This window comes from Okeania sp. SIO2B3, from assembly GCF_010672525.1.
Classification (GTDB): domain Bacteria; phylum Cyanobacteriota; class Cyanobacteriia; order Cyanobacteriales; family Microcoleaceae; genus Okeania.
In genome coordinates, this window is sequence record NZ_JAAHGH010000039.1 from 38485 (window position 1) to 64053 (window position 25569).

The 25569-nt window shown below is 36.3% G+C and carries 23 protein-coding genes; 17 read left to right on the plus strand and 6 right to left on the minus strand.

All coding sequences use genetic code 11. From position 1 onward, the window contains the following. From F6K15_RS22010 to F6K15_RS22025, 4 genes are read right to left on the minus strand one after another with little or no spacing between them, the layout of a single operon-like run. Positions 1 to 1497, minus strand: a complete 1497-nt coding sequence (locus F6K15_RS22010) for a P-loop ATPase, Sll1717 family (protein ID WP_293064322.1) — start codon at positions 1495 to 1497, stop codon at positions 1 to 3. A gap of 14 nt (positions 1498 to 1511) precedes the next feature. Then, the gene (locus F6K15_RS22015; protein ID WP_293064324.1) at positions 1512 to 2882 is read right to left on the minus strand and encodes a KGGVGR-motif variant AAA ATPase; all 1371 of its coding nucleotides are present in this window, start codon (positions 2880 to 2882) and stop codon (positions 1512 to 1514) included. Further along, a complete protein-coding gene (locus F6K15_RS22020; RefSeq protein ID WP_293064327.1) occupies positions 2883 to 3308 on the minus strand; it encodes a HEPN domain-containing protein in 426 nt (141 codons plus the stop codon). Positions 3309 to 3311: 3 nt separating this feature from the next. Further along, on the minus strand, positions 3312 to 4559 hold the full coding sequence (locus F6K15_RS22025; RefSeq protein ID WP_293064330.1) for a GTP cyclohydrolase II: 1248 nt from the start codon (positions 4557 to 4559) through the stop codon (positions 3312 to 3314). Positions 4560 to 4828: 269 nt separating this feature from the next. Between F6K15_RS22025 and F6K15_RS22030 the strand changes: the two genes are divergently transcribed. The 7 genes from F6K15_RS22030 to F6K15_RS22060 all read left to right on the plus strand — a co-directional run bounded on the left by F6K15_RS22030 (position 4829) and on the right by F6K15_RS22060 (position 10732). Then, positions 4829 to 5149 (plus strand): ABC transporter substrate-binding protein, encoded by a 321-nt coding sequence (locus F6K15_RS22030; protein ID WP_293064332.1) that lies wholly within the window; start codon positions 4829 to 4831, stop codon positions 5147 to 5149. Beyond that, entirely contained in the window at positions 5112 to 5357 is a 246-nt protein-coding gene (locus tag F6K15_RS22035) for a hypothetical protein (RefSeq protein WP_293064335.1), read from the plus strand. Before F6K15_RS22030 ends, F6K15_RS22035 begins: the two co-directional genes overlap by 38 nt. A 75-nt stretch (positions 5358 to 5432) precedes the next feature. After that, on the plus strand, positions 5433 to 5645 hold the full coding sequence (locus tag F6K15_RS22040; RefSeq protein WP_293064378.1) for an ABC transporter substrate-binding protein: 213 nt from the start codon (positions 5433 to 5435) through the stop codon (positions 5643 to 5645). A gap of 705 nt (positions 5646 to 6350) precedes the next feature. After that, positions 6351 to 6923 (plus strand): TerD family protein, encoded by a 573-nt coding sequence (locus tag F6K15_RS22045; RefSeq protein WP_293064338.1) that lies wholly within the window; start codon positions 6351 to 6353, stop codon positions 6921 to 6923. Positions 6924 to 7439: 516 nt separating this feature from the next. After that, positions 7440 to 8189: a class I SAM-dependent methyltransferase gene (locus tag F6K15_RS22050; RefSeq protein ID WP_293064341.1), complete on the plus strand. Its 750-nt coding sequence runs from the start codon at positions 7440 to 7442 to the stop codon at positions 8187 to 8189. A gap of 105 nt (positions 8190 to 8294) precedes the next feature. Next, a complete protein-coding gene (locus tag F6K15_RS22055) occupies positions 8295 to 9437 on the plus strand; it encodes an aminotransferase class I/II-fold pyridoxal phosphate-dependent enzyme (protein WP_293064343.1) in 1143 nt (380 codons plus the stop codon). Between the two features lie 503 nt (positions 9438 to 9940). Continuing rightward, entirely contained in the window at positions 9941 to 10732 is a 792-nt protein-coding gene (locus tag F6K15_RS22060) for a class I SAM-dependent methyltransferase (RefSeq protein ID WP_293064345.1), read from the plus strand. Between the two features lie 1044 nt (positions 10733 to 11776). Here F6K15_RS22060 and F6K15_RS22065 read toward each other — a convergent pair. Next, positions 11777 to 12094 (minus strand): STAS domain-containing protein, encoded by a 318-nt coding sequence (locus tag F6K15_RS22065; protein WP_293064348.1) that lies wholly within the window; start codon positions 12092 to 12094, stop codon positions 11777 to 11779. Positions 12095 to 13933: 1839 nt separating this feature from the next. Here F6K15_RS22065 and F6K15_RS22070 point away from each other — a divergent pair. Next, positions 13934 to 14416 (plus strand): TerB family tellurite resistance protein, encoded by a 483-nt coding sequence (locus F6K15_RS22070; protein ID WP_293064351.1) that lies wholly within the window; start codon positions 13934 to 13936, stop codon positions 14414 to 14416. Positions 14417 to 14447: 31 nt separating this feature from the next. Next, positions 14448 to 14864 (plus strand): hypothetical protein, encoded by a 417-nt coding sequence (locus tag F6K15_RS22075; protein ID WP_293064353.1) that lies wholly within the window; start codon positions 14448 to 14450, stop codon positions 14862 to 14864. A gap of 460 nt (positions 14865 to 15324) precedes the next feature. Here the strand turns inward: F6K15_RS22075 and F6K15_RS22080 are convergent, their stop codons facing one another. Next, positions 15325 to 15876 carry a 3-isopropylmalate dehydratase gene (locus tag F6K15_RS22080; protein WP_293064356.1) on the minus strand — a complete coding sequence of 184 codons (552 nt, stop codon included), beginning with the start codon at positions 15874 to 15876 and terminating at the stop codon, positions 15325 to 15327. A 1069-nt stretch (positions 15877 to 16945) separates the two neighbouring features. Here F6K15_RS22080 and F6K15_RS22085 point away from each other — a divergent pair. The 8 genes from F6K15_RS22085 to F6K15_RS22120 all read left to right on the plus strand — a co-directional run bounded on the left by F6K15_RS22085 (position 16946) and on the right by F6K15_RS22120 (position 25064). After that, positions 16946 to 17809: a hypothetical protein gene (locus tag F6K15_RS22085; RefSeq protein ID WP_293064359.1), complete on the plus strand. Its 864-nt coding sequence runs from the start codon at positions 16946 to 16948 to the stop codon at positions 17807 to 17809. 165 nt (positions 17810 to 17974) lie between these two features. Then, positions 17975 to 18391, plus strand: a complete 417-nt coding sequence (locus tag F6K15_RS22090; protein ID WP_363268474.1) for an RNA-guided endonuclease TnpB family protein — start codon at positions 17975 to 17977, stop codon at positions 18389 to 18391. A gap of 786 nt (positions 18392 to 19177) precedes the next feature. Continuing rightward, positions 19178 to 20857, plus strand: a complete 1680-nt coding sequence (locus tag F6K15_RS22095; protein ID WP_293064361.1) for an AarF/ABC1/UbiB kinase family protein — start codon at positions 19178 to 19180, stop codon at positions 20855 to 20857. Positions 20858 to 21432: 575 nt separating this feature from the next. Next, entirely contained in the window at positions 21433 to 22023 is a 591-nt protein-coding gene (locus F6K15_RS22100) for an EF-hand domain-containing protein (RefSeq protein ID WP_293064364.1), read from the plus strand. A gap of 1164 nt (positions 22024 to 23187) precedes the next feature. Continuing rightward, positions 23188 to 23607: a cupin domain-containing protein gene (locus tag F6K15_RS22105; protein WP_293064381.1), complete on the plus strand. Its 420-nt coding sequence runs from the start codon at positions 23188 to 23190 to the stop codon at positions 23605 to 23607. Between the two features lie 153 nt (positions 23608 to 23760). Continuing rightward, positions 23761 to 23895, plus strand: coding sequence for a hypothetical protein (locus F6K15_RS22110; protein WP_293064367.1), 135 nt, complete (start codon positions 23761 to 23763; stop codon positions 23893 to 23895). 280 nt (positions 23896 to 24175) lie between these two features. Continuing rightward, positions 24176 to 24367 carry a hypothetical protein gene (locus F6K15_RS22115; protein WP_293064370.1) on the plus strand — a complete coding sequence of 64 codons (192 nt, stop codon included), beginning with the start codon at positions 24176 to 24178 and terminating at the stop codon, positions 24365 to 24367. A 346-nt stretch (positions 24368 to 24713) separates the two neighbouring features. Beyond that, positions 24714 to 25064, plus strand: coding sequence for a hypothetical protein (locus F6K15_RS22120; RefSeq protein ID WP_293064373.1), 351 nt, complete (start codon positions 24714 to 24716; stop codon positions 25062 to 25064). The last annotated feature ends 505 nt before the right edge of the window (positions 25065 to 25569 follow it).

Consider the following 25569-nt stretch of genomic DNA (forward strand, 5'->3'; position numbering starts at 1 on the left):
TTATTTCGGACGTTTAATTCCACCTTTACGTTTAACTTCAAAACCATATCTATAAATATCTGGCATATTAATTCGCCGATCTGAGTGACGAATTTCCACAATACCTAATTGTTCTAAGTATTTTAAAATTTCTTGGGGTTTTTTAGAAGGTGGTTCTTGATTCCATTCTGTCTTTTTTAGTAACTTGAGAAATTTTTCTTCTTCAGTTAGAAGTGTTAAACCTTTGAGTTCTTCTCTTAAAGCATCTAACCAGGGGTATTCTTCCTTTGTAAGTTCTTCTATTCGATCTTGAGAAGTATCCATTAAAGCTCCTTGTAAGTCAGAAGGTTCTAATAAGCAATTTTCTGCTAAATCTTTTTCGTCAAATTTTTCTAATCTACGTTTTGCTGCTAAGGAGAATAGCTTTAAAAAAGAGCGTGGAGCAATGCTACGTTTTGCATCTTGAAGGTGATTAGGAATCCAATTATAAGTGTAACCTTTTCTAGAATTATTGCCCATAAATACTCCGACAATTTTTTCCATTAATAATTTAAAACAAGACTCATCTGATGCTGGCAATATGCCTAGTGTTTCATCCTTTTTTGAAGTTAAACCAGGAACTATTTGTAAATAATCATTCATTTCTTTTCTAGAGTTAGCTAAACGCTTAACAAATACTTGATATAACCATGAAGTTTTCCACTCTAAACTAATTTTATGTCCACTGAGTTTAGAAGCATCTGGAAATCCTAAAAAATTTTCTCCAAATAAATCTGTGCGTAGAAATATTTTGGGTCTAATTCGTTCCCAACGACGCCATCTATCTAGCCAAAATGCTAATAGTTCGGCGATAGGAGCGCCCAGTTTTATATAAGAAGGAACAATTCGATCTAGTTCATCATAAGTGATAAATAACCAGCGGTCGCTTGCCAACAATTCCTCATCTAATTTATCCAAAGCATAGTTGATACTTTCAAAGTTCTGGTGAGCATCTGGAAACCAGCGGGAAAGTAATGATAAATTTTTAGTTAAACTATCTCGAATTTCCTCTGGTATTTCCTCACCCCAACTATGATTTGATAATTCTTTTTCTTGCTGAAATATTACTCCTACTATTAATCCTATCCAAAAAATACGCCAATCAATTCTATCCTTGTCTTTCATGTATTTTTCTGTTATTTCTGGTGCAGGAAATTTTTTTTCCCCAGTCTTAGTACGACCATATCCAGCAATCCATATTGTTCTTTCTAAAGGGGGTAAACCTCTAATATTTAAGTTTTTTACTAAAGCTTGACGACCAGGAGAGTTTGCTAGTAAACGAAAAAATTCTGTTTTACCAACACCTCTACCACCTAATATTAAAAATGTGTCAACTTCCAAAGCCATTCGGTAGTTAGGTAAGGGTAAAAAATTTTTGAGGAATATCTTTTCATCATTACTTTCATGTTCAGCTCTACCTTCTCCTGGTGCAACATTAGCCATAATTTCTAATAGCTTTTTTTTATCAAAGTTAGTCATTTTCCTACCTGATTTTATTTCTTCAATTTACGCTGACAAATACTGCAAAGTCTTTCTGCAAGTTCTTGATAAGGTTTACCTGTTAAAACATTAATAATATTTGACAAACGACGCTCCTCATCCGGAGTAGAATCTCGCTCAAATAAACTTATTTCTTTACGCAAATCACTTTGCCAATCTATAATTATTGGGTAAAAATTAGCTTCTAGATCGTTGGAGTTAGGAACATCTTCTTCCCTATAGTAATTTTTTTGAAAAACAATGTAAGCTTGCTCTCGAAAATCTCTAAGTTCCTGCTCCATTCCTGGTACACCTAATCCCGGAGCTAGAGCATGGACAAGCAAAACTGGCAGCGGTTCAGGAGCTAAAGGTCTTGCTAGACGACGAATAACATGAGTTAAACCTTTCCAACTTTGACGAGATTGAGTGCCAAAAATGACTGCTGCATGGGATAAGTCAGCGATCGCCAGTCCACCAAGATCGTGAAACCCGGTTCTGGTATCTAGCAAAATAAAGTCTAACTTTCCCACTGCATTAAGTTCTTTGAACATATTTTGCCAGGTTTCTAGCAGTTGATTATTAGCGTTGAGCAAATTTTGAAAATCTAGTCTTGCCAACTTTTCCAGATAGTTATCGTCCACGCTACCAGCTCCCAGTAAACTCAAACTCTCTCCGGTATCTCCCAACAATTTCGGCTCGTTGACTAATTTCAAATGAGTGCGGAGTTTCCAGTTTTTACTCTGGATATTTTTCTCTAACAAATAATCGATCACCCCAGGAATGCTCTCCTCTGATGCAGAGGAGAAAACAGTCGATAGACCAGGAGATTCTAAATCTAAATCGACTATAGCTATACGATGACCATGACGAGCCAATGTCAGAGCCGTTGCTACTAATGTTGTTGTGCGACCAACTCCACCCTTAAAGGAAAAAAATGAAACTATTGCTGGTTTGTGCCCTTCATCTACCACTTTCTGCGACCAAGGAGGCTGACCTACATTTTTATTTGTCCATGCTTGCTTCGCTACATGACGCTCTAACACATACCAATGAGGTTTATTTCCATCATCCCATTCTGCCAAAACCCTTTCTTGACAGATGACATCAATCAAGGCTTTATAACCATCTTTTTCGCCCTGTGGTAGCCAAATATCTTCGCCATAGTAGTTGCCAAGTGTTTTCCTCAGCGAGTTTTCTAGGTCATTTAGGATATCATCTTCTAGCTTACTGTTATTTAAAGGTTCCAGAAAAATCCTAATTTTCCCCACAACATCCCGAATTATAGTTATGGATTCTAGATTTTGTGTTAGTTTGTCTTTTATGGGAGATTCCGCAAAACATTCCCGCACTTTTTCAAATGTTGCACTGAAAGTTATATCAATCATCTAAATTTCCCCACTGGAAATTCTGCCATCCAAAATTAATCTAGGAATAATCTCATTATAGATTTTTCCAGCTCGTTTAACTGCCTCTATTGCTTGACTTTCACACCATAAGTCTGACTTGGCATAGCGTCGCTCTGGATGATCGTCCGCTAAGACTGTCCCGTTTGTACGCGAAATTGGTAGTTGAGTATCAAGAATGGGATACATTACCCGTAACCTCTCAACAGCTTTGCCTTGAAGTTCTGTTAAATCATGGCCGAATTTGCTACAAGCTTGATTTTGAATATATTGCTCTACTATAACTTTAAAAGCACATTCTACCACATAACCTGCCAAATAAACAGCATTATCCCAACGATTTTGAGCCAGTAAAATTTCTGCATCATGTAAATGCCTTTCCGCAGCTTGAATAAATGAATCTTCCATGTTTTAATCAGCTAAATTTCTCCCTTTAATCTCTGACAAAACATTCTCATCCGGCACCTCCCCATCTGTATAATAACCCGCCGCTTTCTTCGCCGCAATTTCCACTTGCGCATCTTCTGGCACCAAGTCATCAGGAATAGGTACTCGCTCTACTATCTCAATGCCAGAATTAACAATAGCATTATATTTCATATCGCTCATCGACACCAAACGGTCAATCTTACTCACACCCAACCAATGCAAAACATCTGGCATCAATTCCTGAAACCTCATATCTTGTACCCCCGCTACACATTCAGTCCGAGCAAAATAAGCATCCGCGCGATCGCCTCCTTCCTGTCTTTTCCGAGCATTGTAGACCAAAAATTTAGTCACTTCTCCCAATGCTCTCCCCTCTTTACGGAAATAAACTATCACACCGACTCCTCCCTCTTGCGCTGTCTGAATACAAACTTCAATGCCATGCACCAAATAGGGGCGACAAGTACAAATATCAGAACCGAAAACATCTGAACCGTTACACTCATCGTGAACCCTGACTGCCAATTTTTTAGTAGGGTCAGAAACATCAGCAACATTTCCGACTATATATACTGTCGTACCACCAATAGGAGGCAAAAATAAATGTAAATCTGGGCGCGTTACCAACTCTGGGAACATTCCACCCATTTGTTGAAACAACACCCGACGCAAGTCACTTTCTTCCACATTCAGTCGTTTAGCAATTCCTGGCAAATGCCAAACCGGGTCGATCGCTGCTTTTGTTACCAATAAATTGCCATTATCTTTAACAATATTACCATCAACTTTCAATACACCCCTAGCAACAGCATCCTGTAATTCTGGCATATTAATATTTGCCTTCGTGACTGCAATAGTAGGTCGGATATCGTATCCCTGCTCATAGTAAGATGCAAAAACTTCTTCCACTACCGCCCCCCAAGGATCGAGACAGACAATTTTATCGGGGTTATACCAGCTCCGATGAGGTCCAATGCGTTCTGCTGGAGCAGTATTAGTCAAGTCAGCACGGTGATTTGATTGTAGTTTACCAGAAGCGATCGCCAAAGCACGATAAACAGCATAAGAACCGGAGTGAGTACCAATCACATTACGATGCTTAGGATTACTCAAAGACCCGATGGCAGGTCCCCGCTCTATGGGGTCTTGAGCGCCCCACTGCACCGGAATAGTTTTTTTGTCCGCAGGACCAGGATGAGATGTTAATACAATATGTTTATGCTTTGCCATTTTTTCTTAACTTTGAGATAATAATTACGTCATTAATTTTAATAAAATTAAGCATAGCATAATGTAACAAAGAAGAACTTCAAGACCTTTTAATTAAAATTAAATAACATGAATTTATATTGCCATAGTATTCTATAATTAAGTGAGTATTTCTCCATTAATACAGCACTTTTAAGAAGTGTGAGGTATAGTTTAATCCCTGTTTCCTATTCTCTGGTGACTTTGTCAACTAAATAACCATAGTCAAATATTAAGTTAAATAGATTCTGATGAATTATATTAATCGTCGTCAATTTATTAAGTATAGTAGCCTCGCTATTAGTACCAGCATATTAACAAGTTGTGCTACTCCTAACAACTCCAATTATACTGCTGAAAATAACAAAAATCTTGACAAAGTAACCTATGGAACTAATTGGTATGCTCAAGGCGAACATGGAGGCTTTTATCAAGCAATTGCTACAGGTATTTATGAAGATTATGGATTAGATGTTACTATTAAAATGGGCAATGCTCAGGTGAATGGAACTCAGCTATTAGTAGGAGGAGCAATTGACTTTTATATGGGGGTTTGGTATAGAGGCAATTAGTTCTGTAGAAGCTGGAATTTCTACCATTACAGTTGCAGCTATTTTCCAAAAATACCCCCAAGTATTAATTGCTCATCCAGGAGTCGGAAATGACTCTTTAGAACAACTAAAAGGCAAGCTTATTTTAGTATCCTCTTTATCCGAAAAAGCTTACTGGCGGTTTCTTTATACGAAGTTAGGTTATACAGACGACCAAAGACGTCCTTAAAATTTTAGTGTAGCTCCATTTTTACTAGATAAAAATGTAATTCAACAAGGTTATCTAACTTCTGAACCTTTTACAATTGAGAAAAAAGGAGGCTTTAAACCTGTCGTTATATTATTAGCAGATTATGACTATCAACCTTACGCTACTACTATAGCAAAAACAACAAAAATGGTAGAAAATAATCCCGATTTAGTGCAGAGATTTGTCGATGCTTCAATTAAAGGTTGGTATAGTTATTTAGAAAATCCTGAACCAGCTAATCAATTAATCAAAAAATATCATCCATAAATGACAGATGAGTTATTAGTTTATAGCTTAGAAAAAATGAAATAATATGGCATTATTATTTCTGGATATGCTGTAACAAAAGGTATTGGTGCAATGACCGATGAACGGTCATTTCAGTTATCAGTTATCAGTTATCAGTTATCAGTACCTCTGCCTGTTTGCGCAGCATTCCGTAGGAAAGTCAGAGGCTTGAAATATTGAACTTGATTTTTTTTAATCCCCTTGTAGAGCGGTAGCTCGCGGCGCAGCCAAGGGGAGGCTTCAGACCTTATTTTTTGGTGAAAATAATTCTTTGATACTGTTTTAGAAACTGGAGTAATTAAGCCAGATACTAACTATAAAAAAGCTTTAACTTTACAATTTGTTAATCGAGGAGTAGAAGCATATAATTCAACAATCAACAATTAATAATTAATTATTAATTATTACCGAAAAATTTTGGTTTAAAGCCTCCCCTTTTAAGGGGATAATAAAGAAAAATTTTCATCTCTTTGTCAATCCTCTTCTTTCAAGGAGAGGTAATTATTCATTATTCATTATTCATTATTCATTGTTGAACTCTCCTTGAAAACGGATAGGATTAACGCAAATTTGATCCAATCCTCTTATTTATTAAGAAGAAGTAATTCTAAATTCTGAATTATTAATTCTTGAAGATTCCTGTATAATAAAAATTAGCCAATAAAATTATGCAAGAGGTAAATTATGTCTATTAATCTCAGCAAAGGTGAAAGAGTAAATCTTTCCAAAGAATCTCCCAATTTGAAGCAAGCAGGTATTGGCTTAGGATGGGATGTAAATACTACAGATACAGGGGCAGACTTTGACTTAGATGCCTCTATATTTATGTTGGCTGCTAATGGAAAAATTCCGACAGAAAAATACTTTGTTTTCTACAATAACCTCATATCACCAGATAGTTCAGTTAAACATTCAGGAGATAGTAGAACAGGAGAAGGTTCTGGGGATGATGAACTAATAGAAATTGATTTAACAAAAGTAGATCCAACCATTCAAGAAATAATTTTTGTAGTGACTATCCATGAAGCAGATGCCAGGAGACAAAACTTTGGACAAGTTAGAAATTCTTTTATTAGAATCTATGATATGACCACCGAAGAAGAAGTAGCTAAATATGAATTAGAAGAAGATTTTTCACGAGAAACAGCTCTGGAATTTGGCAGACTTTATCGCAAAGATAATGATTGGAGGTTCCAAGCTGTTGGACAAGGTTATAATTCAGGTTTACAAGGATTTGTTGATAAGTATGCGTCTTAGTCTAAATTGTATACAAAATTAGGTAAGAGTAGCCCACTAAGTTTTTCTGAAGTATTGACTAGATAGTTTTGGTTAGTGTAAAATTTAAGTCTAATTGATACTTGAAAAAGTATAATTTCAATAGGAGTAAAGTTTGATGGATAATCTCATCTCATAATGAAATACAAAGTGTCAGAATAATACGGGACACCTTTATATATGTACAATGTCAGCCAAGTTAGCCGTCAAGATGCTAAACTTCCCCAACATCTGCCTCTAAATTGCAAAATACTCTGTACTCTAGAAGGCAAATAGTAATTTAACTATCTGCCACAAGTTAGCTCAATCTAAGATGTGAGGCCAATATTATTTCTCAGGGAAAATAGAGTATTCACCTTTCTTAAATCTGCTCACTATGGGCAGTTAATATTAGGTAATTATCACCCTAAATCTAATTGTAAATACTCTGGAAATAATTGCCTGAAATTTCCCAATTTTACCAGTTCTTTGTCAATTAAATAATAAGGTAAAAAACAGATGAAAGACCTTGATTTTGAAGTCCGAATCCCAGAAGAAATTAACAACCTAGTAATTCAGGAAGAATTCTTTTGGTTAAGCCAAAATGGAAAGGAACGTAAGGTGAAATTACACGACTATCAAGAACTTTACAGCGTTCCACATTTGTACGAATATATAATGGGAAAATTACAAGAGAAATCCCATAGCGTCCTTTCTTCTTTACTGATAAATCAAGTTATCCAAAATGGCGGCAATGTTGAAGATTTAGTAGTGCTAGAAGTTGGAGCGGGGAGCGGAATGGTAGGCAAAGCTCTAACAGATTTGGGAGTCAAATCAATCACTGGAATGGACATTGTTCCAGAAGCAGCAGAAGCAGCAAAAAGAGAGTATCCAGGAGTTTACGAGAATTATTACATTGAAGACCTGACGAATTTAAGTGAAGCAACACGAGAGACCTTAAGCACTAGAGGTTTTAACTGTATTGTTTGCGGTTCTGCTCTTGGGTTTAATCATATTCCTGCCCAAGCTTGGGCTAAAGCATTTAACGCGATCGCCCCCAATAGTTGGGTTGCCTTTAATGTACAGAAAGAACGCTGGGAAGACAAAAGCGAAACTTCCTTTTTAGCGTGGCATCCTTGGGTAGGAGAAAAGAACGTTTTTGAAATTGCTCAGACCCATGACTATCAACATAGATTTTATCTAGATGGACGGTCTCTTTACTATGTAGCCATCATTGGCAAAAAGCTAGGCAATATATCTCAAAGCTAACTCAAGAGCGCGGGAACTAAATTTAAATATCCTCAAATTAGGATATTGGCTGCCAAGCTATGGGTTTTTCTGGGCAAGAAATGTTTTTTATTTATGGAGAAAACAGTGTCGAAACAAAAAAAAGTGACTTACACGAACAGTTGTATTACACCCATATATCAGAATGCAGCCTATTTTTTTGAAAATACAGAACAGGTCATCAAGTATCACGAAGATGAAGTAAGTCTAGGACGATATGGAAGATATGATAATCCAAATTGGTTAGAATTTGAAAGCAAAATGGCTGCTCTGGATAATTATGAGAGCGCTCTAATGTTTTCATCAGGTATGAATGCGATAGTCACAACTGTATGTAGTTTTATTGAACAGAACGATCTATTAATTTACACTGGCAAATGTTATAGAAACATTAGAAAGTTTTTTAATCAAGTTTTGCCTAAATGGGGAGTAAAAACAATACCTATAGACCCAACAGATAGCGATGATTTTCTACAGAAATATCACAGTAAGGCCAAAATTTTGTTTGTCGAAATGCCATCAAACCCACATTTATATTTGATGGATCTAGCTAAAATCAAAAGTGAGATTAGCCCTAATACATTATTGATTGTAGATAGTACGCTTTCAACACCATGTAACTTTCAACCCCAAAGGTTTGGGGCAGATTTGACCATTCATAGTTGTAGCAAGTATATTGGAGGCCATGGCGATACTTTAGGGGGAAGTGTAGCCGGATCGCGAGAACTAATCGAACAAATTAGGAATTACCGAAATATTATGGGAGGCATTGCCGACCCCCATACTACTTTTCTGTTGAACAGAAGTTTGGATACCCTGGAAATTAGAATGAGACATTTCAATGAAGCTGGAATGAAAATCGCCAAATATCTACAAGAGCAACCCCTGGTGAAAAAAGTTTTTTATACTGGTCTTGAAAGTCATCCTCACTCCTCTCTAGCCAAAAAATATTTAACCGGACATGGAGGAGTAGTATCCTTTGAGCTAGACGCATCTCAAGAAGTAACTTCAGAATTTGTGGATGCTCTACAAGTTCCTTTTATGGGAACCAACTTTGGCTCTAGTCATGCTATGGTAGAACAATGCAGTGTCTTTACTTACTACCATCTCTCCCCCGCTGAAAAACAAGAGATTGGAATTACTGACAGCTTGGTTAGATTGAGTATCGGTTATGAAAATAGTGACCTAGCGATCGAAGATATAGACAAAGCCTTAAAAAAGATTAAATAGCGTTATTAAAGGAGTCCAGAACGCTTTGTTATCTATGGCAGAGCTTATGAGTTTACAGCACGGCGTTGGTAATTTGAGGTATGATACCATGTCCAGATAAGAGTGCGATAGAACTCCGTGACCTTTACGCGACCAAAAAACTTTCTCCTTCTAGTCTGGGTTTCTTTTTCTTTCTTCCCTCCTGACTTCCCCTCCCCTCCTGGGAGGGGTTAGGGGTGGGTTGGGAGGGGTTAGGGGTGGGTTAACTCCTGACTCCTGACTCCTAAAGAGTTAGGATTAATATCATACACGCGCTTTACCAACGCCTACAGCACTTTGCCCAGATGGTGAGGTACAGTTGAAGACTAATCTATCTTCCCTATTGACTAAAGTGATAAAACTTTGTACCTCACTAACTCTGAAACTGATATAATCACAGTTTTACCAATTTTGCTATTCACAATGATCGGGTTGATGTGGTATATCAAGATAGAACGATCAAGTCAATTTGTTCTGATGGAAAAGTGAACAACTTTTTCGTAACTAACTTATGGAAACTAGAAACAGATATGCAGAAAATGAATTTTGAGATACAACTACCAGAAATCGACAGTGTTCGCAACTTACCCATCCATGAAGAATACTTTTGGTTTAAGCAAAATGGAACAAAACGCAAACTGCGGTTACATGATTATATTGAGGTGTACCAAATTCCCTATCTCTATGAGCATCTGATGGAAAAGTTGGACAGCAAATCCCATACTGTCCTGACATCTTTATTGGTTGAACAATTTACCCAAGCAGGCGGCACCGTTGAAGACATGGTAGTCCTAGATATCGGTGCAGGAACTGGTTTGGTTGGCAAAACTCTAGCCGACTTAGGCGTGAAATCAATTGTGGGAATTGATATTGTTCCTGAAGCAGCACAAGCAGCTCAAAGGCAGTATCCTGGAGTTTATGAGAACTACTATGCTGAGGACTTGACCAAATTAACGCAAATGACTAAGCAGGCATTAAATCTTCGAGGGTTTAACTGCCTGATTTGTTGTTCAGCTCTCAGTCAGGGTCATGTTCCTGCTGATGCTTTAAGTGTAGTTTATAATCAGGTTGCCCCTAATGGATTTATTGCCTTCAATGTAGCCCAGTATTTCTGGGAAGATCATACTGAGACTGGGTTTCGGCAGCAGCACTCTTGGGTAGAAGATCAAGCCATTTTTGAGATTATGCAGATGCACCCCTACCGACACCGATTTTATACGGACGGACGCCCTCTAGAATATTTAGCCATTGTCGGTCGTAAACGGTCTAGTTTCTAGAAAACTAGCTGTCATAAAGTCTCGGTCTCAGTTGGTTGTGACCGAGGATTAATTAAATTAAACCTGAAGAAATAGACAATTACTTACTCAAGCATAATTTTGTTAAAGCTTGGGATACCTTCTGTCAGACTACGGCGTTAGTTATGACTTTTATATTAATAAGAAAATAGGGAATAGGGAATAGGGAATAGGGAACAGGGAGAAGGAATTGATAATTTATAGATAATAATTGATTCTATTTTTAATTTTTGGAGATGTCTATTCAACCAGACATGATATAAGTTCTGATTGATCATGTAAATATAGTTGTACTAATTTTACGATCATTTCACTACTCTTATTCCAGCTAAGTGTAGCCATCACATACAGTAGTCAGTAGTTATTTCAGTTCTCAGTTAGCCTGCTAGGGTCGGAGCTACGCTAACAGTTATCAGTACCTCTGCAATAAGGAGGCTTGAAATATGGAATCTTCTTTTTTTATCCTCTTATAAAGAGGAGGCGTAACTACCCAAATTTTTCGGTGAAGAAGCAATCAGTCAAATCCATTCAGGAGCATTGACTTAATCAGAGAATAATGATATAATACGTATTTAAGTATACTTTTTGAGAAATGCGGTTGGCTTGACCGTTGATGCCTGTGGACGGAGTGCTGCTGACAGTTCCGGTGGAAGCAGGAAGTAAACATTAAAATGTCACTAATTATGACGTTTTATATCGGTTTTATGAAGCAGTATATCCTGCGCATATAATTTGAGGTGTTAGTATTTATTATACCCATCATCAGGAAATCAGGTATAGCAATACTTTTGATAATTGGTATTAATTACTAGGGATTATACAAACAATCAATCTATTCTTGTTTGAACTCCCCGGTCTGAAATCTTGTTGTATAGTTAGGGAAAAAATTCCTCCGATAATACAAGAGTGACATTCTATGAAGTTTTCCTACTTATATACAGTATATAATCCTTCCTTTGTGTTGAGTTGTCAGTTTTAAATCATCAAATAAGTGCTTGCACGGATTGATAATATGAGAACAAACAGTTAGTTTACTACCTGGCTATAGTTAACATTTTTCACATTCTGCTTAATATTAAATTTTCTGTCTAGTCCAGTAAGTTCTAGATAATATTTAACTGGATCGTTCAAATTTATTAGATATAAGTTACAACCATTTTTCTTTGCTATACGATGTAATGTTACCAAAGTCACTAATCCATAATTATTAATGGAATGGATAGTCGCAAGGTCTACTACACAGCAATGCTCTGAGCTATTAGCTAGAATTTGTTTCAACTTCTGTTGTAGCAGAGAACTCTTTTTTTTGTTAAAATAACCTAAAGGACGGATTAAGAGAGCCATGATTTTTTCCTATGTTGCTAATTTGAAATACAAGGTAATTATCTGATATTTTTATGTAGTTAGTAAGTGATTTCCATAAGTATAATTTAGTGATAAAATTAAGTTTGATTAGTGATAAAATTAAGTTTGGTTAGTGATACTTATGTTGACGAACTAATGATATAGATCACAATTGATATTCAGCCGGAAGAAGAAAATTTTAATGACTAATATAATCACTAAAATCAAATAATTGCTATAGCAGGGAAAAGGCAACAGTGGGAAAAACATTTCCCTCCGTAAAATTCACGATCAATTGAGAGCTTAATATCATGTCCGGATAATTAGTGATCAAAAAACTTTCTACTTTTCCTCCTCTTTATTCTTTCTTCTTGCTTCTTTCTTCTTCTTTCTTCCCTCCTGACTCCTGAGGACTGACTCCTGAGGACTCCGTCATTTATTTATAAGTATTCAACCGGACATGATATAATTAATTCTTTCGCCTGCTATGAATAGCTCAGAAAAGCAAATCAGATAGTGATTTTAGCATTTATAGCACAAGGAAGAAGACGTTTAGTTATCTACCAGAGAAGGAAAAATCTTGTATTGCCTGAGTTTTACAGAGGTTTTCCTGCACGGTAGACCACAGTAAGGACGTTCCATGGAACATCCCTACAAGGTTTTGGTTGTGGCGATGTAGTTCATCAACTTGAAAAGCGCTGTAAGCTTTTGATATGTCCGCACCCTTTCCTTCTACTGCTATACATTTCAGAAACAGAAAATGGCAAAAAATTACATTTTTGAGCAAAGAGCAAATAAAAATAAATTGGTAACAGTAGGAGAGTTTCTGGCATGATTTAGGACTTACGCAGTAGAAGGTAGTTTCCGTCATTGCGACCGACACCCGAAGCAATCTCAAATGCAACTTTTTCGTGCCTCGTGCGTAAGCCCTGATGATAAAAATCATACAGCGGTTTTCATTTTGGTAGACCACAGGAGGTTCCATGGAACGTCCCTACAAGGTTTTGTTTGTGAAGATGTGGTTCATCAACTTGAAAAGCGCTGTAAGATATAATAAAAAGAAGATGATCACATTCTTTTCCTAACCTCTAGCTCCTCTATGAAAAAGGTTGAGGATATGTGGCAAGAATTTTAGTATTTCATCTCAATACATCTTGTTGGGTTTACCCTCCTCAAGTCTAACGAAACCTACTGAGATCAAGTCACATTAATTAACCATACCATAGTATCAATTGACATCTCCAGGGGTTGAAACACCCTGAATTCTGTGGCAAATCCACCGCAAATGGGATAAATCCACATTTACTTAAAGCCTGAAGGGCAGACTCCTAAACTCCTCGGCATAGATCGAAATCTAGCTGTGAGTTTACTTTTTTTTTTGTTAGCTTTCACGAGTGGTTTTACTCGCGCTGGTTGGAGCAATCTTCTCGCTGCTCTAGCTGTCTACTTGCTTTTCGGTGCCGAATGCGGAGCTAACAGCCGTCGTAGGAAGTTAATTCCCCGTCTCCTGTCCACCGGAATTTCACCGCAAAGCGCGGTCATGTCATGGCGACAAACCTTGTTCCTTATTCCGCTAGTATAGCAGATTTTTACTTCGCTTTATTACCCGCGTGTCGTTATTCAACCAGCCGTTAAAACAGGCGCTGCGTACTTCCTCCCGACGCTTTTTAAGTTTGGATAATTGCTGTTGTTGGCCTCGTTATCAATGTATGAAGGCCAATCGCATGGTGGGACTTTTCGCAGATTCAGTTAAAAATTGTCAACGATTGGATAATAATTGCTGAGTTGATGATAGGTTAGAACTTTAGCTATAAATAGCCAAAAATTGAGGAAAAATCTATGGCAGTGCAACCACCTCCACCTCCATCTATTACTCCACGCCAGATGAATTTGTTGCGGATTGTTGCTTATATGGCATGGTCTGATGGACAACTGGCGCAAGAAGAAGTGGACTTAATGTTAAATCGATTCAGTAGTCTTTTTGCTACAGGAGATCGACAGCAACAACTTCAGGAAGAATTAAGGGATTATTTCATGCAAAATATCCCATTAGGAGAGTCAATTCCTAAATTAGAATCCCAACAAGAACGGGAACTGGTGCTAAAGTTGGGTTACGAAGTAATTGCTTGTAGTGCTCGTACTCCTGAAGAACCTAATATTAATGAAGATGAGGAAGTTGCTTATGAAAATTTAAAGCAATTACTGAATCTTCCAGGTGATGTAGTGGAGCGTATAGAAAATGAGGCCAAAACTGAACTGAATAACCAAGAGGGAATAGTTGAGATGATGACTCGTGGTTTACAGGAATTTATGCAAAATTAATGGATTGATCTTCAATATTGCAACTCATCTGTTGTTATTTTATTTATCCTTCTTTTACCTTTTCTACAAGATTAAAGTAAAAGAAGGATGGACTGAAATTTGTAAACCACATTTTCATCCAATGGAAACATATTATGAGATACCCGGTGATTCAAACTTTGGAAAAACTCAAAAATGGTCTTTTTTTTGTTCAATGGGTGATGTAGATTTTGAAACTATTGGCTGTAGCTCTATTTATGCATATTATGTTCCTTGGGTTGGTTGTAATTTAGATTTAGATTCTCAACAGTCAAATTATTCAACTAAATTTTATAATTTAGTTACAAATAAAGGTTATTATCAAAAAGCTAGAAATTTTTGTAGTTCTATGGGATATAGAGACGCTCATGGATGGCCTTTAATCATTTGGACATATAATTGGCATAAAGAATGTAGAACTTATAGGTAATCTTACACCAGGAAGGAAGTAGAACAATAGGCTACCCAAAACTTCATTTCCATATCTATTTTCTGATTATAGAACTGTCTAGTATAGTGTCTATCTAGCTTTATTTGTGTAGTGTTATATTTCAAAAATGTTTTTGCTGAGATGAAAAAGATCAACGATTGGTCTACCATACTAAAAATGTGTAACGATCTACTAACTTAAGACGAGAAATATCAGTAATTATAATCGGCTTTAATATTAATTCTACAACTCATAATTAATCAGATTAACTTCAACCCAAGTCGTTAGATCATCATAATTTCTCCAACTCCAACCATAAATTAAAGAAATTACCAATTATATTATATAAAATAATTAATTTTATGCTGGTACTTCTAAAGATTGAGCCTCCATTGAAAATTATCGAAAAATTGAACAGTAAAAAGGAGAGATTAATTTCTCTCCCATTGAAAATAAAAATTTAACTTGGCTTTTGGGAAATCATACCTGTTTGACGTGCATAGGCAAAAAGACCACCAGCATCAATGACAGGTTTTACTTCTCCCAAAGACTTCAACTGATAAGTCTTACCAAGAGTATGATTAGTTAACTGATTTTCTTCAAAATCAATAGTAACTTCCTGACCAGTTTCAAATAACTCACATAGGCGATCTACAGACTCCCAAGGATATAACTCCCCGGTTGCCGAACAATTACGAAAAAAGATGCGAGCATAAGATTGAGAAACTACTGCTTGGACACCAGCAGCACCCAAGGCGATGGGTGCGTGTTCTCGCGAAGAACCACAACCAAAGTTTTCTCCAGCCACAATTATTGGATAATGGGTTTTCATTTCTCCCGGTGAGATAAACTTACCGTAGCGATCGGGTAACCCACATAGAGCATAACTGCCTAACTTTTCATATTCATCTGGCTTGGAAGGAACCAAAGTCAGGTACTCGGCGGGAATAATTTGGTCGGTATCAATATTGTCATCTACTACAAATATCTTGCCACTTAGGGATTGGGCCATAATCAATTTCCTGTTTTCCGTTCTACTGAACTTATCCAAACTTACCGTCAATCCTATCTGTTTTCAAGGAGAGGTAATTGTTAATTATTGCTCTGCTGATTAAATCTAAAAGCATTGACATATAAAGACAAGTGCCTTTTTGGGGCCTTGAAAAATGCCTGGTTTTCCGTCTAAAACGCTCATGAATGGAGTGTATTTTAGGCTCATAGTTGGGCACAAAAATCATTCTTACAATTGTTACTCCTACTTCCTCGCTCCCAAGCCATTTCTCCCCTCCTGGGAGGGGTTAGGGGTGGGTTGTCTCCTGTCTCCTGTCTCCTGTCTCCTGTCTCCTGTCTCCTGTCTCCTGTCTCCTGTCTCCTGTCTCCTACTCCTACTAAAAGACTTTTTCAACAATTAATAATTAATTAATTATTAATTGTTGAACCTTCTATGTCGCAAATTTTAATATCGGACTTTTAACTTTAAGTAGCTAATACCGTAGACCTCTTGCAGAATTACTAGACTTCACTATAGTTGCCGGAAAAGTAGAACAGAAAAGAGAAAAAAAAGGATGAGAACAGATTTAATTTTTCTTGATATTAGGAATAGGAAGTGTATTGTACAACTCTACTTTTAATTAGAAGCTACTCATATTAATGAAACGGCCAGTCGATCGGTACAGCCAAGGTTTTATAGTGGGAATTAAATTATGCAAGGAATATCTTTCATTAATTGATAATGGATAATGGATAATTACCTCTGGTTAAGACCGAGAGGATTGAAGATAAGGAAATATTGTTTCTTTATTTTCCCCTTGTAGAGCGACAGCTCGCGGCGCAGCCAAGGGGAGGCAGAGTAAGCTAAATTATTTAATTAATAATGATTAATGATTAATTATTCGGTAAAAAATTCTAACTCTTTCCCTATCTACATCTTCAGAAAAAGATATAAAGCTATTTATATTTGATTCGATTTTATTGCTTTATTTTGGGTAATAATTGTGAAGTCTTACCAAGAAGGTTTAGACAAATTAAAAATTATATTTAACTATCTGAGTTAACTATTAAATCAATTGCAGTAACTACCAATGACAGATCAAATTAACGATATATTTATACAGGCACGTCAAGGAAGTGTGGCAGCTATTATTCAAGTTCTTAATCAACAGCTTGCTACATTAGATGTAAGAATTAGAGCTATATTCTCTGATGGTGTTTTACAGCTTTTATGCGAAGCATCCCAGATTGAACAGTTGGAACAGTCTAACCTTGTACAGCAAGTTAAGCATACTCTTGAAGATATCTCACCTCGTAATATCCGAAAAGTAAATATTAATAGTAGGATTGTCCAAGAACAGCAATTACTATGGCTTGATGAAATTACTAAAGACCCAAAAGATAAGTTGCTCTGGTCTCAACAAATTACTTTGGCTAGGCCCAATATTTTTAAACAAATAGCACGTCATTTTCAGGCAAATAAGCCTAAATCAATTCCCATATCTCTATCTACAAGTCTCGAACGCGCTCAAATGCAAAAGCAAAATCAATTTCAACTGGGTATGATGGGTGGTTTTTTTCTAAGTCTGTTGATGCTAGTTTTGGGCATCCAAGTTAATAAATGGCTAAACTTTTCTAGGTTAGATAGAATATCAACTATAGAAAATACAAACTTACAGTCTCCCGACCCCACTATTAAAAATTTAGAGGATACTATAGCTGAGTCGAAAGAAGCTTTTGCTCAAGCGGTACGGCTTGCTCAAGAAGCTGCTGCTGATGGTAAAACAGCTCAGTCTCAGGAGGAGTGGACGGCGATCGCCTCCAAATGGCAACAGGCATCACAATTAATGGCCTCTGTTTCTCCAGGTTATTCACGCTATGATGTAGCAGTAAATAGGGCTGAACTTTACCAAAAATACAGCGATATAGCTAAACAAGAAGCTAATAAAAAATAAGAAATTATTTATATTATTTCATTTATCAAAAAGTCAACAACCCTAAGTATTTTAATAAACTGTATAAGAAACTCAGATTATCTCAAAAGTCTCTATCTAGAAAAACATTCATGCTCTAATAATTATCAAAAAGCTAGACTTAAGCTAGCTCGTATTCACGCAAAAATCAAAGATTCAAGGCTTGACTATACCCATAAACTAACCACTCAACTAATTAGAGAAAATCAAACTATTGTAGTTGAGGACTTGGCAGTAAAAAACATGGTCAAGAATCATAACCCACCCCCATCCCCTCCCGGGAGGGGAGCAAGAGGGGTGGGTAGTGATGCGAACTGGGGTGAATTAGTACGACAATTAGAATACAAAGCAGAATGGTACGGCCGAGAGTTAATCAAAATTGATAGATATTTTCCCAGTTCTAAGCGTTGTTCTAATTGCGGGTATGTGGTAGATAAACTACCTCTAGATATTAGAGAGTGGAATTGTCCAGAATGTACAGCTCACCACGATCGAGATATCAATGCAAGTATAAATATTTTGGCTGCCGGGCAGGCAGTGTCAGTCTGTGGAGCGCGCCTTTAGACCCGAAGGGAGTAAATCCCGGAAGGCGGGTGCTATGTTAGCGCAGCTCCTCTGTCAAGAGGCAGCAGAAAGCCCCTATTAGTGATATTAGGGAATCTCGCGCTGTCTCCTAGAGCAGCGTCGGGAGGATGTCAAATTATTTCTGTATTATTTTTATCTTTTTTTTAACAAATTCAAAAAATAATCCGACACCTTATCTTTTAACTCCTGACTCCTTACTTTTGATATCAAATCTGCTCGGGTTAGATATCAAAAAATGTTCCAACCGACGTGCCATTGCCAAACCTTTCTCGATTTTCCCCTCCTGGGAGGGGCAGGGGTGAGTTGGGTTAGGGGTGGGTCTCCACACTATGAATCTAATTATACCAATGCTATTGAATTTGAATATGATATAAAATCCAGTTATATAGTATATGTTGATAATTCTATAATTACTTCAATATTTAATCTCCCCTACTCCCCCACTCCCCTACTCCTCTACTCCCCTACTCCCCCAGGACTAATTCATTGCCTGGGGAGAATATTAAGTATGAAGTACATTTAATTGTGCAAATATACAAATATCTCCATCTCCCATCACCCCATCCCCCCATCACCCCATCCCCCCATCAATTTTTCTAAGCGTGACAATAAATAGACCCTGCCACACTCCTCTACTCCCCTACTCCCCTACTTCCTGGCGCATAGCGCTATAGGTGAAATTGGCATTAATTTACCCATCTTCCTGAATTTTCGTTTCCCAGTTACAATCAATGGACGGTGGATAGATTTACATAACTTTATAGTATGCTCACTCAAGATGCCTCTAAGTCCCTTCGTTGGCAACGCACTCAATATTCTCCTCTGACCAGAAAAATAGATGTTTTTAGTGCCGTCGGAAAATTTTTTTTCTTTTTATGGTGGGACAATTTATTTCAAAATAAGTCTGCCTCTGTGAGAAGGCTTCGTGCTCAGTGGTTGGTGAGAACTATGCTAGATTTAGGCCCAACTTTTATCAAAATAGGTCAGTCTTTATCCACGCGCGCTGACATATTACCGAAAGAATATGTGGAGGAGTTAGAAAAATTACAAGATCGAGTGCCTCCTTTTGAAACGACAGAAGTGATCGCTATTATTGAGTCAGAGCTTGGCAACTCTCTTTATTCTCTCTATCGAGATTTTCAAGAACGTCCCATTGCTGCGGCTAGTCTTGGACAAGTGCATAAAGCCCAATTACAAACAGGTGAGGAAGTTGTAGTTAAGGTACAGCGCCCTGGATTAAAATCTTTATTTGACTTGGACGTAAAGGTGGTCAAAAATGTTATCCGTTTTTGTCAAAAGTATTTTGCCTGGGCTAAAAGGTATGAATTAGATGCTATTTATTATGATTTTTTTAAAATTCTCTATCAAGAAATTGATTATGTAAATGAGGGTAAAAATGCTGACCGTTTTCGGGAAAATTTTAAAGATTATCCGGAAATAATTGTACCTTTTGTTTATTGGACTTATACTACGGAAAAAGTTATTACTCTTGAGTATTTACCGGGAATTAAAATTAACGACAAAGTACGACTAGAAGCTTGTAATATTAATCCAAAAGGGATTAATCAAATAGGAGTTTGTTGTTATTTAAAGCAATTATTATTAGATGGTTTTTTTCAAGCAGATCCTCATCCAGGAAATTTAGCTGTTAGTTTAAATGGTGGTGTTATTTTTTATGATTTTGGCATGATGGCTGAGGTAAAGTCATTGACGAAAGACCAGATGATTAAAACGTTTTTTGCTATTCTCAGAAAAGATGTTGACCAGGTGCTTAATACTTTGATTAATATTGGTTTAATTGAACCAATGCCTGATATTATGCCTGTAAAAAGATTAGTGAATTTTCTATTGGAAAATTTTACAGATAAACCTGTAGATTTTTATAATTTTGATGAAATTAAGGAAGAACTTTATGTATTATTTGAGCAGCAACCATTTAGATTACCTTCCCAAATGATTTTTATTCTGAAGTCTATATCTACTTTAGATGGTATTGCCAGAGAACTCGATCCTGAGTATAGTTTGGTTACTTGCGCTCAACCTTTTGTCAAAAGTATTACTGTTGCTCAAGGTAGAGGTAGAGTTGTAGGCGAATTGGCAAAACAGACAAGAGATTTTATTAAGTATAAGTTACAGCAACCTAGTAAAAGTGAAATTTTAATCCGTCAATTAGAAACGAAAATTGAAGATGGTGAGATTCAATTTAGAGTCCGCTCTATTGAAAATGACCGATTATTAAAACGAATTAATTTAGCTTTAAAAATTTTGATTTATACTTGTTTTTCTGGTTTTACTTTCCTCTCAGCTTCAGTTTTATTGGTAGGAGGATTTATGAAACCAGCAATAGTAGTTTGTATATTATCAGGGTTAGGATTTATCTTTGTTTTAAAGTCAGGATTTCAGTTATCTGTAAGAGAAAAATTAGACAAAATGGCAGAGAAGTGAAGATTTATATATCCCCATCAATTATCTTCATTGACCTTTCTCAAATTAAAATTATCAGGAAAATATTAAGCATCAGGACTTAATTATTTTCTCCATTTTTTATATTACGTTTTAGAGTGGGGGTAAGCATTTCCTCCGGAATGCTGCGCAAACAGCCGTCAGCTATCAGCTATGAGTTATTAGCTCATTATCAGTTCAAAAGAGGAATTAGTCTCCAAGGAAAATTAAAACTTATAAAAAAAATGTCTTCAGCTAACCTTAGTAAGTTATTAAATTCAAAAGTTGTTTGCGGAGCATTTCGTACGAAATACTAATAGCTGTTTGCCCAGCATTCCGCAGGAAATGCTTACGAGTGGGGAATGTAGATTTAAGCTTTTTATGGAGACTAATTAGCTAATGAGCAATTATAGCAGTCTCAAGAAAGGTTAGGGCAGTTAAAAAGTTTAAAACTAAGACAACGTAATACTTTTCCTTCTTCCTTCTTACTTCTTACTTCTTACTTCTTACTTCTTACTTCTGCATAGATAATGATAATATCAAGACATTCATATAGTTTTCTTGACTTATCAGTAAAAATGTCTCCAGAAAAATTTTTGTCATCCCCTGTTTGGCGCGCCAGAATGAAGACTTACTTCAAACTTATGGATGTCGATAAAAACGGGGTTTTAACCCTCTCCGACTTTGAAGAAATTGCAAATCGTTTAATTCAACTTCAAAATGATTCATCAAAGAATGAAGAAATTCGCCAGATGTGTCATTCTCTGTTTCAATATTTTATGGCTGGAGGAGGACCAGTTGATAGTAACACTCAAATTAGCGAAGAAGATTTGATTACTAATGTTGCAAATACCGTATCATTATCATTAGCTGAATCACCAGATAAAATATATGAAGTAGGCAGACATAAAAACGAGCTTTTCTTCGATATAATTGACACCGATCATTCTGGGGAAATATCTCGCGAAGAGTACCGAAAGTACCTTGCAATATACACTGGAGAAGAAAAGCCTGACAATGCTGACCAAGCTTTCGACAGTATCGACTCAGATGGCTCAGGTTCCATCAGTCGTGAGGAGTTTGTCGAAGCTCATATACACTACTGGTTTGAAATTGGGGGTGAAAAAGATAATTCTCCCCTTCCCTATGGACAATTAGTCGCTTCATAGAACTTTTAATATGATCAATAAGTAGGGGTTTTGGTCAGAATATTTTTCCAAAAAAAGAAGTTGTAGCGATCTGTCTAAGTATCTCTAAATATAACTACTCAAGTATTTTGTCATATCAAGTCCGGTAGTATCGATATTGTAAAGGTAAGGAAGAAGGAATAGGAAAGAGGGAAGAAGGCTTTATTTATCTAGAACAGAAGACTTAAAAGTCCGAAAAAACTTAAATTTTCTGTAGATATTCACCCTTGGGTTTACACAAAAAATACCAGCGGACATAATATCAAATATTCTTTTGACTTTGAGCATAGTAGTTTTAATTAGGGTTTGCGCTTCACTAGTCTTATGGGTGAGGGTAGGAGACAGGAGACAGGAGAAATGGGTCGTGAGCGAGGAGGTAGGAGCGGGCGTTTTGTAAGAATGATTTTTCTGCCCAACTATGCGTCTAAAATACGCTCTTTTTTGAGCGTGAAGAACTGAAAACCAGGCACTTTTTCAAAGCCCCAAAAAGGCTAAAATCTTTATCTGTAAATACTTTTAGATTTAATCAGCAAGCCCTAATTAATTCACTTATGAGGACTTCTCCTTAAGATAAAGGGAAATTAGAGAATCAAAAACTGATAACTTTACCTATTGTTCAAACCAAAATGAAAATCGGGAAATAACTTGTCTTTGTTGGAAGTGCTGATCGGAAATTATAATATAGCACTACGCAAATAGGCCACAGAAATTCTTCTATTTCTGATTCTCTACTCCCTACTACCTTTTCCCTCAAATTTATTGTCAAACCCTAAAGAAGGTACTGCTATAATAGTAAAAATTTACCAAAATTATTTGATATTACTAACTCTCTGTGTGCCTCAAAGAAATACTTACTTATAGTGCTTTTCATATATATGGGGTACAGTGGCCACCTACTGCCTACTCCCTAACCCAAAATAATTTTGTAGTCTACTTATAGCAGTTTTCATATAGATAGAGTAAAGTGACTAAAGCATTTTCCTACTGCCTACTCCCTAACCCAAAATAACTTTGTAGTCTACTTAAATGAAAACCGCTGTAATTTTATTTATATTACTTTCAGAGGTTGAATTATTTATGAATAAGCAAGATATAATTGATAAATTATCTTTAGTTAAACAAATGGAAGGAGGTTATTTTTAAGAAATCTATCGTTCTGATTTAAATATAAATACTGATAGAGAAGGAAGTGAAAGAAAGTTACTTACTTCCATTTATTATCTGCTCACTGATGACCGTCCAGTTGACCACTTCCATAAGAATAAATCAGATGTTATTCATTATTTTCATGGTGGTTCTCCTGTGAGTTATTTAGTTCTTGAGCTAAACGGAAAATTGTCAAAATTTAAACTTGGGTTTGATGTTACTAAAGGTCATGTTCCTCAACTATTAGTACCAAAAGATTGTTGGAAAGCAGCAATACTTGAAGAGGGTGAATTTGGTTTACTTGAAGAAGCTGTTAGTCCAGGCTTTGAATATCAAGATATGGAAATAGCTACACCCGATTATTTTAAAGCTAATTTTCCTGATTTGTGGGATGAACTCTCCCCCTATGTCAAGCAGTAAATTCTCATTTGTACTTAATTTGAAATTTATGAAACCTAGGGGAAGTTTGTTCTGCTTAGTAGGTTTGTTGAAAGGTTGTCTGATTCTTTTCAATTTCTGAAAAAATCAAGACAAAAATTAGCAGTAGGTTGAGCTTCACTACCTCGCAAAACCGTGGTTACTAAACTACAGCAAAATATTTCATCTTCTTCTAAAGCTCGAAAAAATTTTGCCCGCGCAGAAAGGAAGATGAGCTTGGATTTTCAAACCAACTTTGTCATACATTTTGAAGTGCAGAATATTGGTTAATCTATTGACAAAGTTCAATAAAGTTTGACGGTCTGTAATAGTTGTCAATTTGATTAATTTTGATTAAAGGCACATCACTATGAAGTATTTTTTCCTATTCCTACGCAAGGCATTTATTGTGTCCTTAGTGGGCATATTTTTGTCTGTAAGCACATTTATAGGGGAAGCAGTTGCTGATGATACACCCCTCCTAAAATGTAGTCCCCATGTTCGCTATGGAGCCAGTACCCACTGTGGAAAGCTGATATTGATACCTACTTTCTGGGGACTATGAGTTTCTTTGTCTTGGAGAGCAATCGCCCGACCTCAAAAACATTTCTATTTGATATTAGCAATCAAGGTAGATCGGCAAAATGAAAAGCTTGGGGATAAGTTTAACCTAGATTCACTTTCCATCTCTATTCTCAAGAATGGTGGACCTGTGGATGAAACCATAACTGTTAACAAATTAGACATCTACACTCGTCAATAGCAGGCTATTTAAGTACTGAAGAACCATAATTTTAATCTCTTGACAAAGAGCAATAAAGTTAGAAAGACTCTCATAATTGTCAATTTGATTAATTTTGACAGGACTTAAGCAAAGAGACTATACATAGCAAATACTAATTTAGGCGATCGCTAAACCCATAGAGCGATCGCCTTTCTCATCAAAACCCCCTTAACCCCAGGAACAACATTTTCATTCTATAAAGCTCCAAAAAAACGAAGTGAGGCCGGAAAGAAAATAGGCTTGCATCCTCAAACAAACTCTGATAGTATAATGTCATTAGGGAGTGTTCGCTACTACGCTAGATTTTTTATTCAACTAGAAAAACATGAAAGTTGAAAGTAAAAAAAAATCAAGCGATCGCCTCCCAGAGAACTCCCAGACAACTCAAACCAAGGCATTCTCTAAAGAACTCCCGAAAAAAGCGACACCGAAAGTAGAATTAGGATTGCCATTTCAAACCAACTGTGATAAATTAATCTCAAGATGGGTAACTCGCCTATGTACTAGACTTTTTATTCAACACAAAAAATATACGAAAACTGAAAAAACTCCCTTTGTATATCACACAAACAATCTTTTGTCAAAGCAACAAAAAACGACCAAAGAAAAATTAGTCATTTTGAGCAAAGAAAATTCAGACAAAGATCGGGCAAGACAACAGCAGAATAGGAATTAACAGCCTTAAAACTCAATCAAGATATAGAATGCTCCAACTATATCACAAGTATAGAATATCACAAAATTGAAAAAAACCCCTAAAAATATTGAAACCTCGTTAACCAACTCAGAAAAATTTCTCCATTTAACAATCAGATAAAAACGGTAAAGTTTAAAATATTAAAACCAAAAACAGAAACCTATAACTACATATAATTTAAACCTCCAAAAAAAAATATTATCAACCAAATCAAAAATGAAAAAACAAACATTGATTCAAATAAATATTATTAGGCACATCCGCAGCTCATCAATGGAACATTATTCACCGAAAAATTGGGTTTGAAGCCTCCCTCTAAAAGGGGCAGGGCTGTTTCATTCTCGCGAAAAACAGAGAAGGAGATAGATAGATGGGTATAACAGGAAAATTTTGGAAAAATAGTCAGGATTTCGGCCAAATTTATCAATTATCCTTGAAGGTAAATTAACGAATTTTTGTTATTTGACCTAATTTAGTCAGAGTA

Bases quoted from the DNA above. Each gene is read 5' to 3' on its own strand.
- F6K15_RS22085 (WP_293064359.1), top strand. From the start codon at position 16,946: ATGACAGATCAAATTAACGATATATTTATACAGGCACGTCAAGGAAGT.
- F6K15_RS22065 (WP_293064348.1), bottom strand. From the start codon at position 12,094: ATGGCTCTCTTAATCCGTCCTTTAGGTTATTTTAACAAAAAAAAGAGT.
- F6K15_RS22010 (WP_293064322.1), bottom strand. From the start codon at position 1,497: ATGACTAACTTTGATAAAAAAAAGCTATTAGAAATTATGGCTAATGTT.
- F6K15_RS22015 (WP_293064324.1), bottom strand. From the start codon at position 2,882: ATGATTGATATAACTTTCAGTGCAACATTTGAAAAAGTGCGGGAATGT.
- F6K15_RS22020 (WP_293064327.1), bottom strand. From the start codon at position 3,308: ATGGAAGATTCATTTATTCAAGCTGCGGAAAGGCATTTACATGATGCA.
- F6K15_RS22050 (WP_293064341.1), top strand. From the start codon at position 7,440: ATGAAAGACCTTGATTTTGAAGTCCGAATCCCAGAAGAAATTAACAAC.
- F6K15_RS22070 (WP_293064351.1), top strand. From the start codon at position 13,934: ATGGCAGTGCAACCACCTCCACCTCCATCTATTACTCCACGCCAGATG.
- F6K15_RS22030 (WP_293064332.1), top strand. From the start codon at position 4,829: ATGAATTATATTAATCGTCGTCAATTTATTAAGTATAGTAGCCTCGCT.
- F6K15_RS22080 (WP_293064356.1), bottom strand. From the start codon at position 15,876: ATGGCCCAATCCCTAAGTGGCAAGATATTTGTAGTAGATGACAATATT.
- F6K15_RS22025 (WP_293064330.1), bottom strand. From the start codon at position 4,559: ATGGCAAAGCATAAACATATTGTATTAACATCTCATCCTGGTCCTGCG.
- F6K15_RS22095 (WP_293064361.1), top strand. From the start codon at position 19,178: ATGCTCACTCAAGATGCCTCTAAGTCCCTTCGTTGGCAACGCACTCAA.
- F6K15_RS22120 (WP_293064373.1), top strand. From the start codon at position 24,714: ATGAAAGTTGAAAGTAAAAAAAAATCAAGCGATCGCCTCCCAGAGAAC.
- F6K15_RS22100 (WP_293064364.1), top strand. From the start codon at position 21,433: ATGTCTCCAGAAAAATTTTTGTCATCCCCTGTTTGGCGCGCCAGAATG.
- F6K15_RS22045 (WP_293064338.1), top strand. From the start codon at position 6,351: ATGTCTATTAATCTCAGCAAAGGTGAAAGAGTAAATCTTTCCAAAGAA.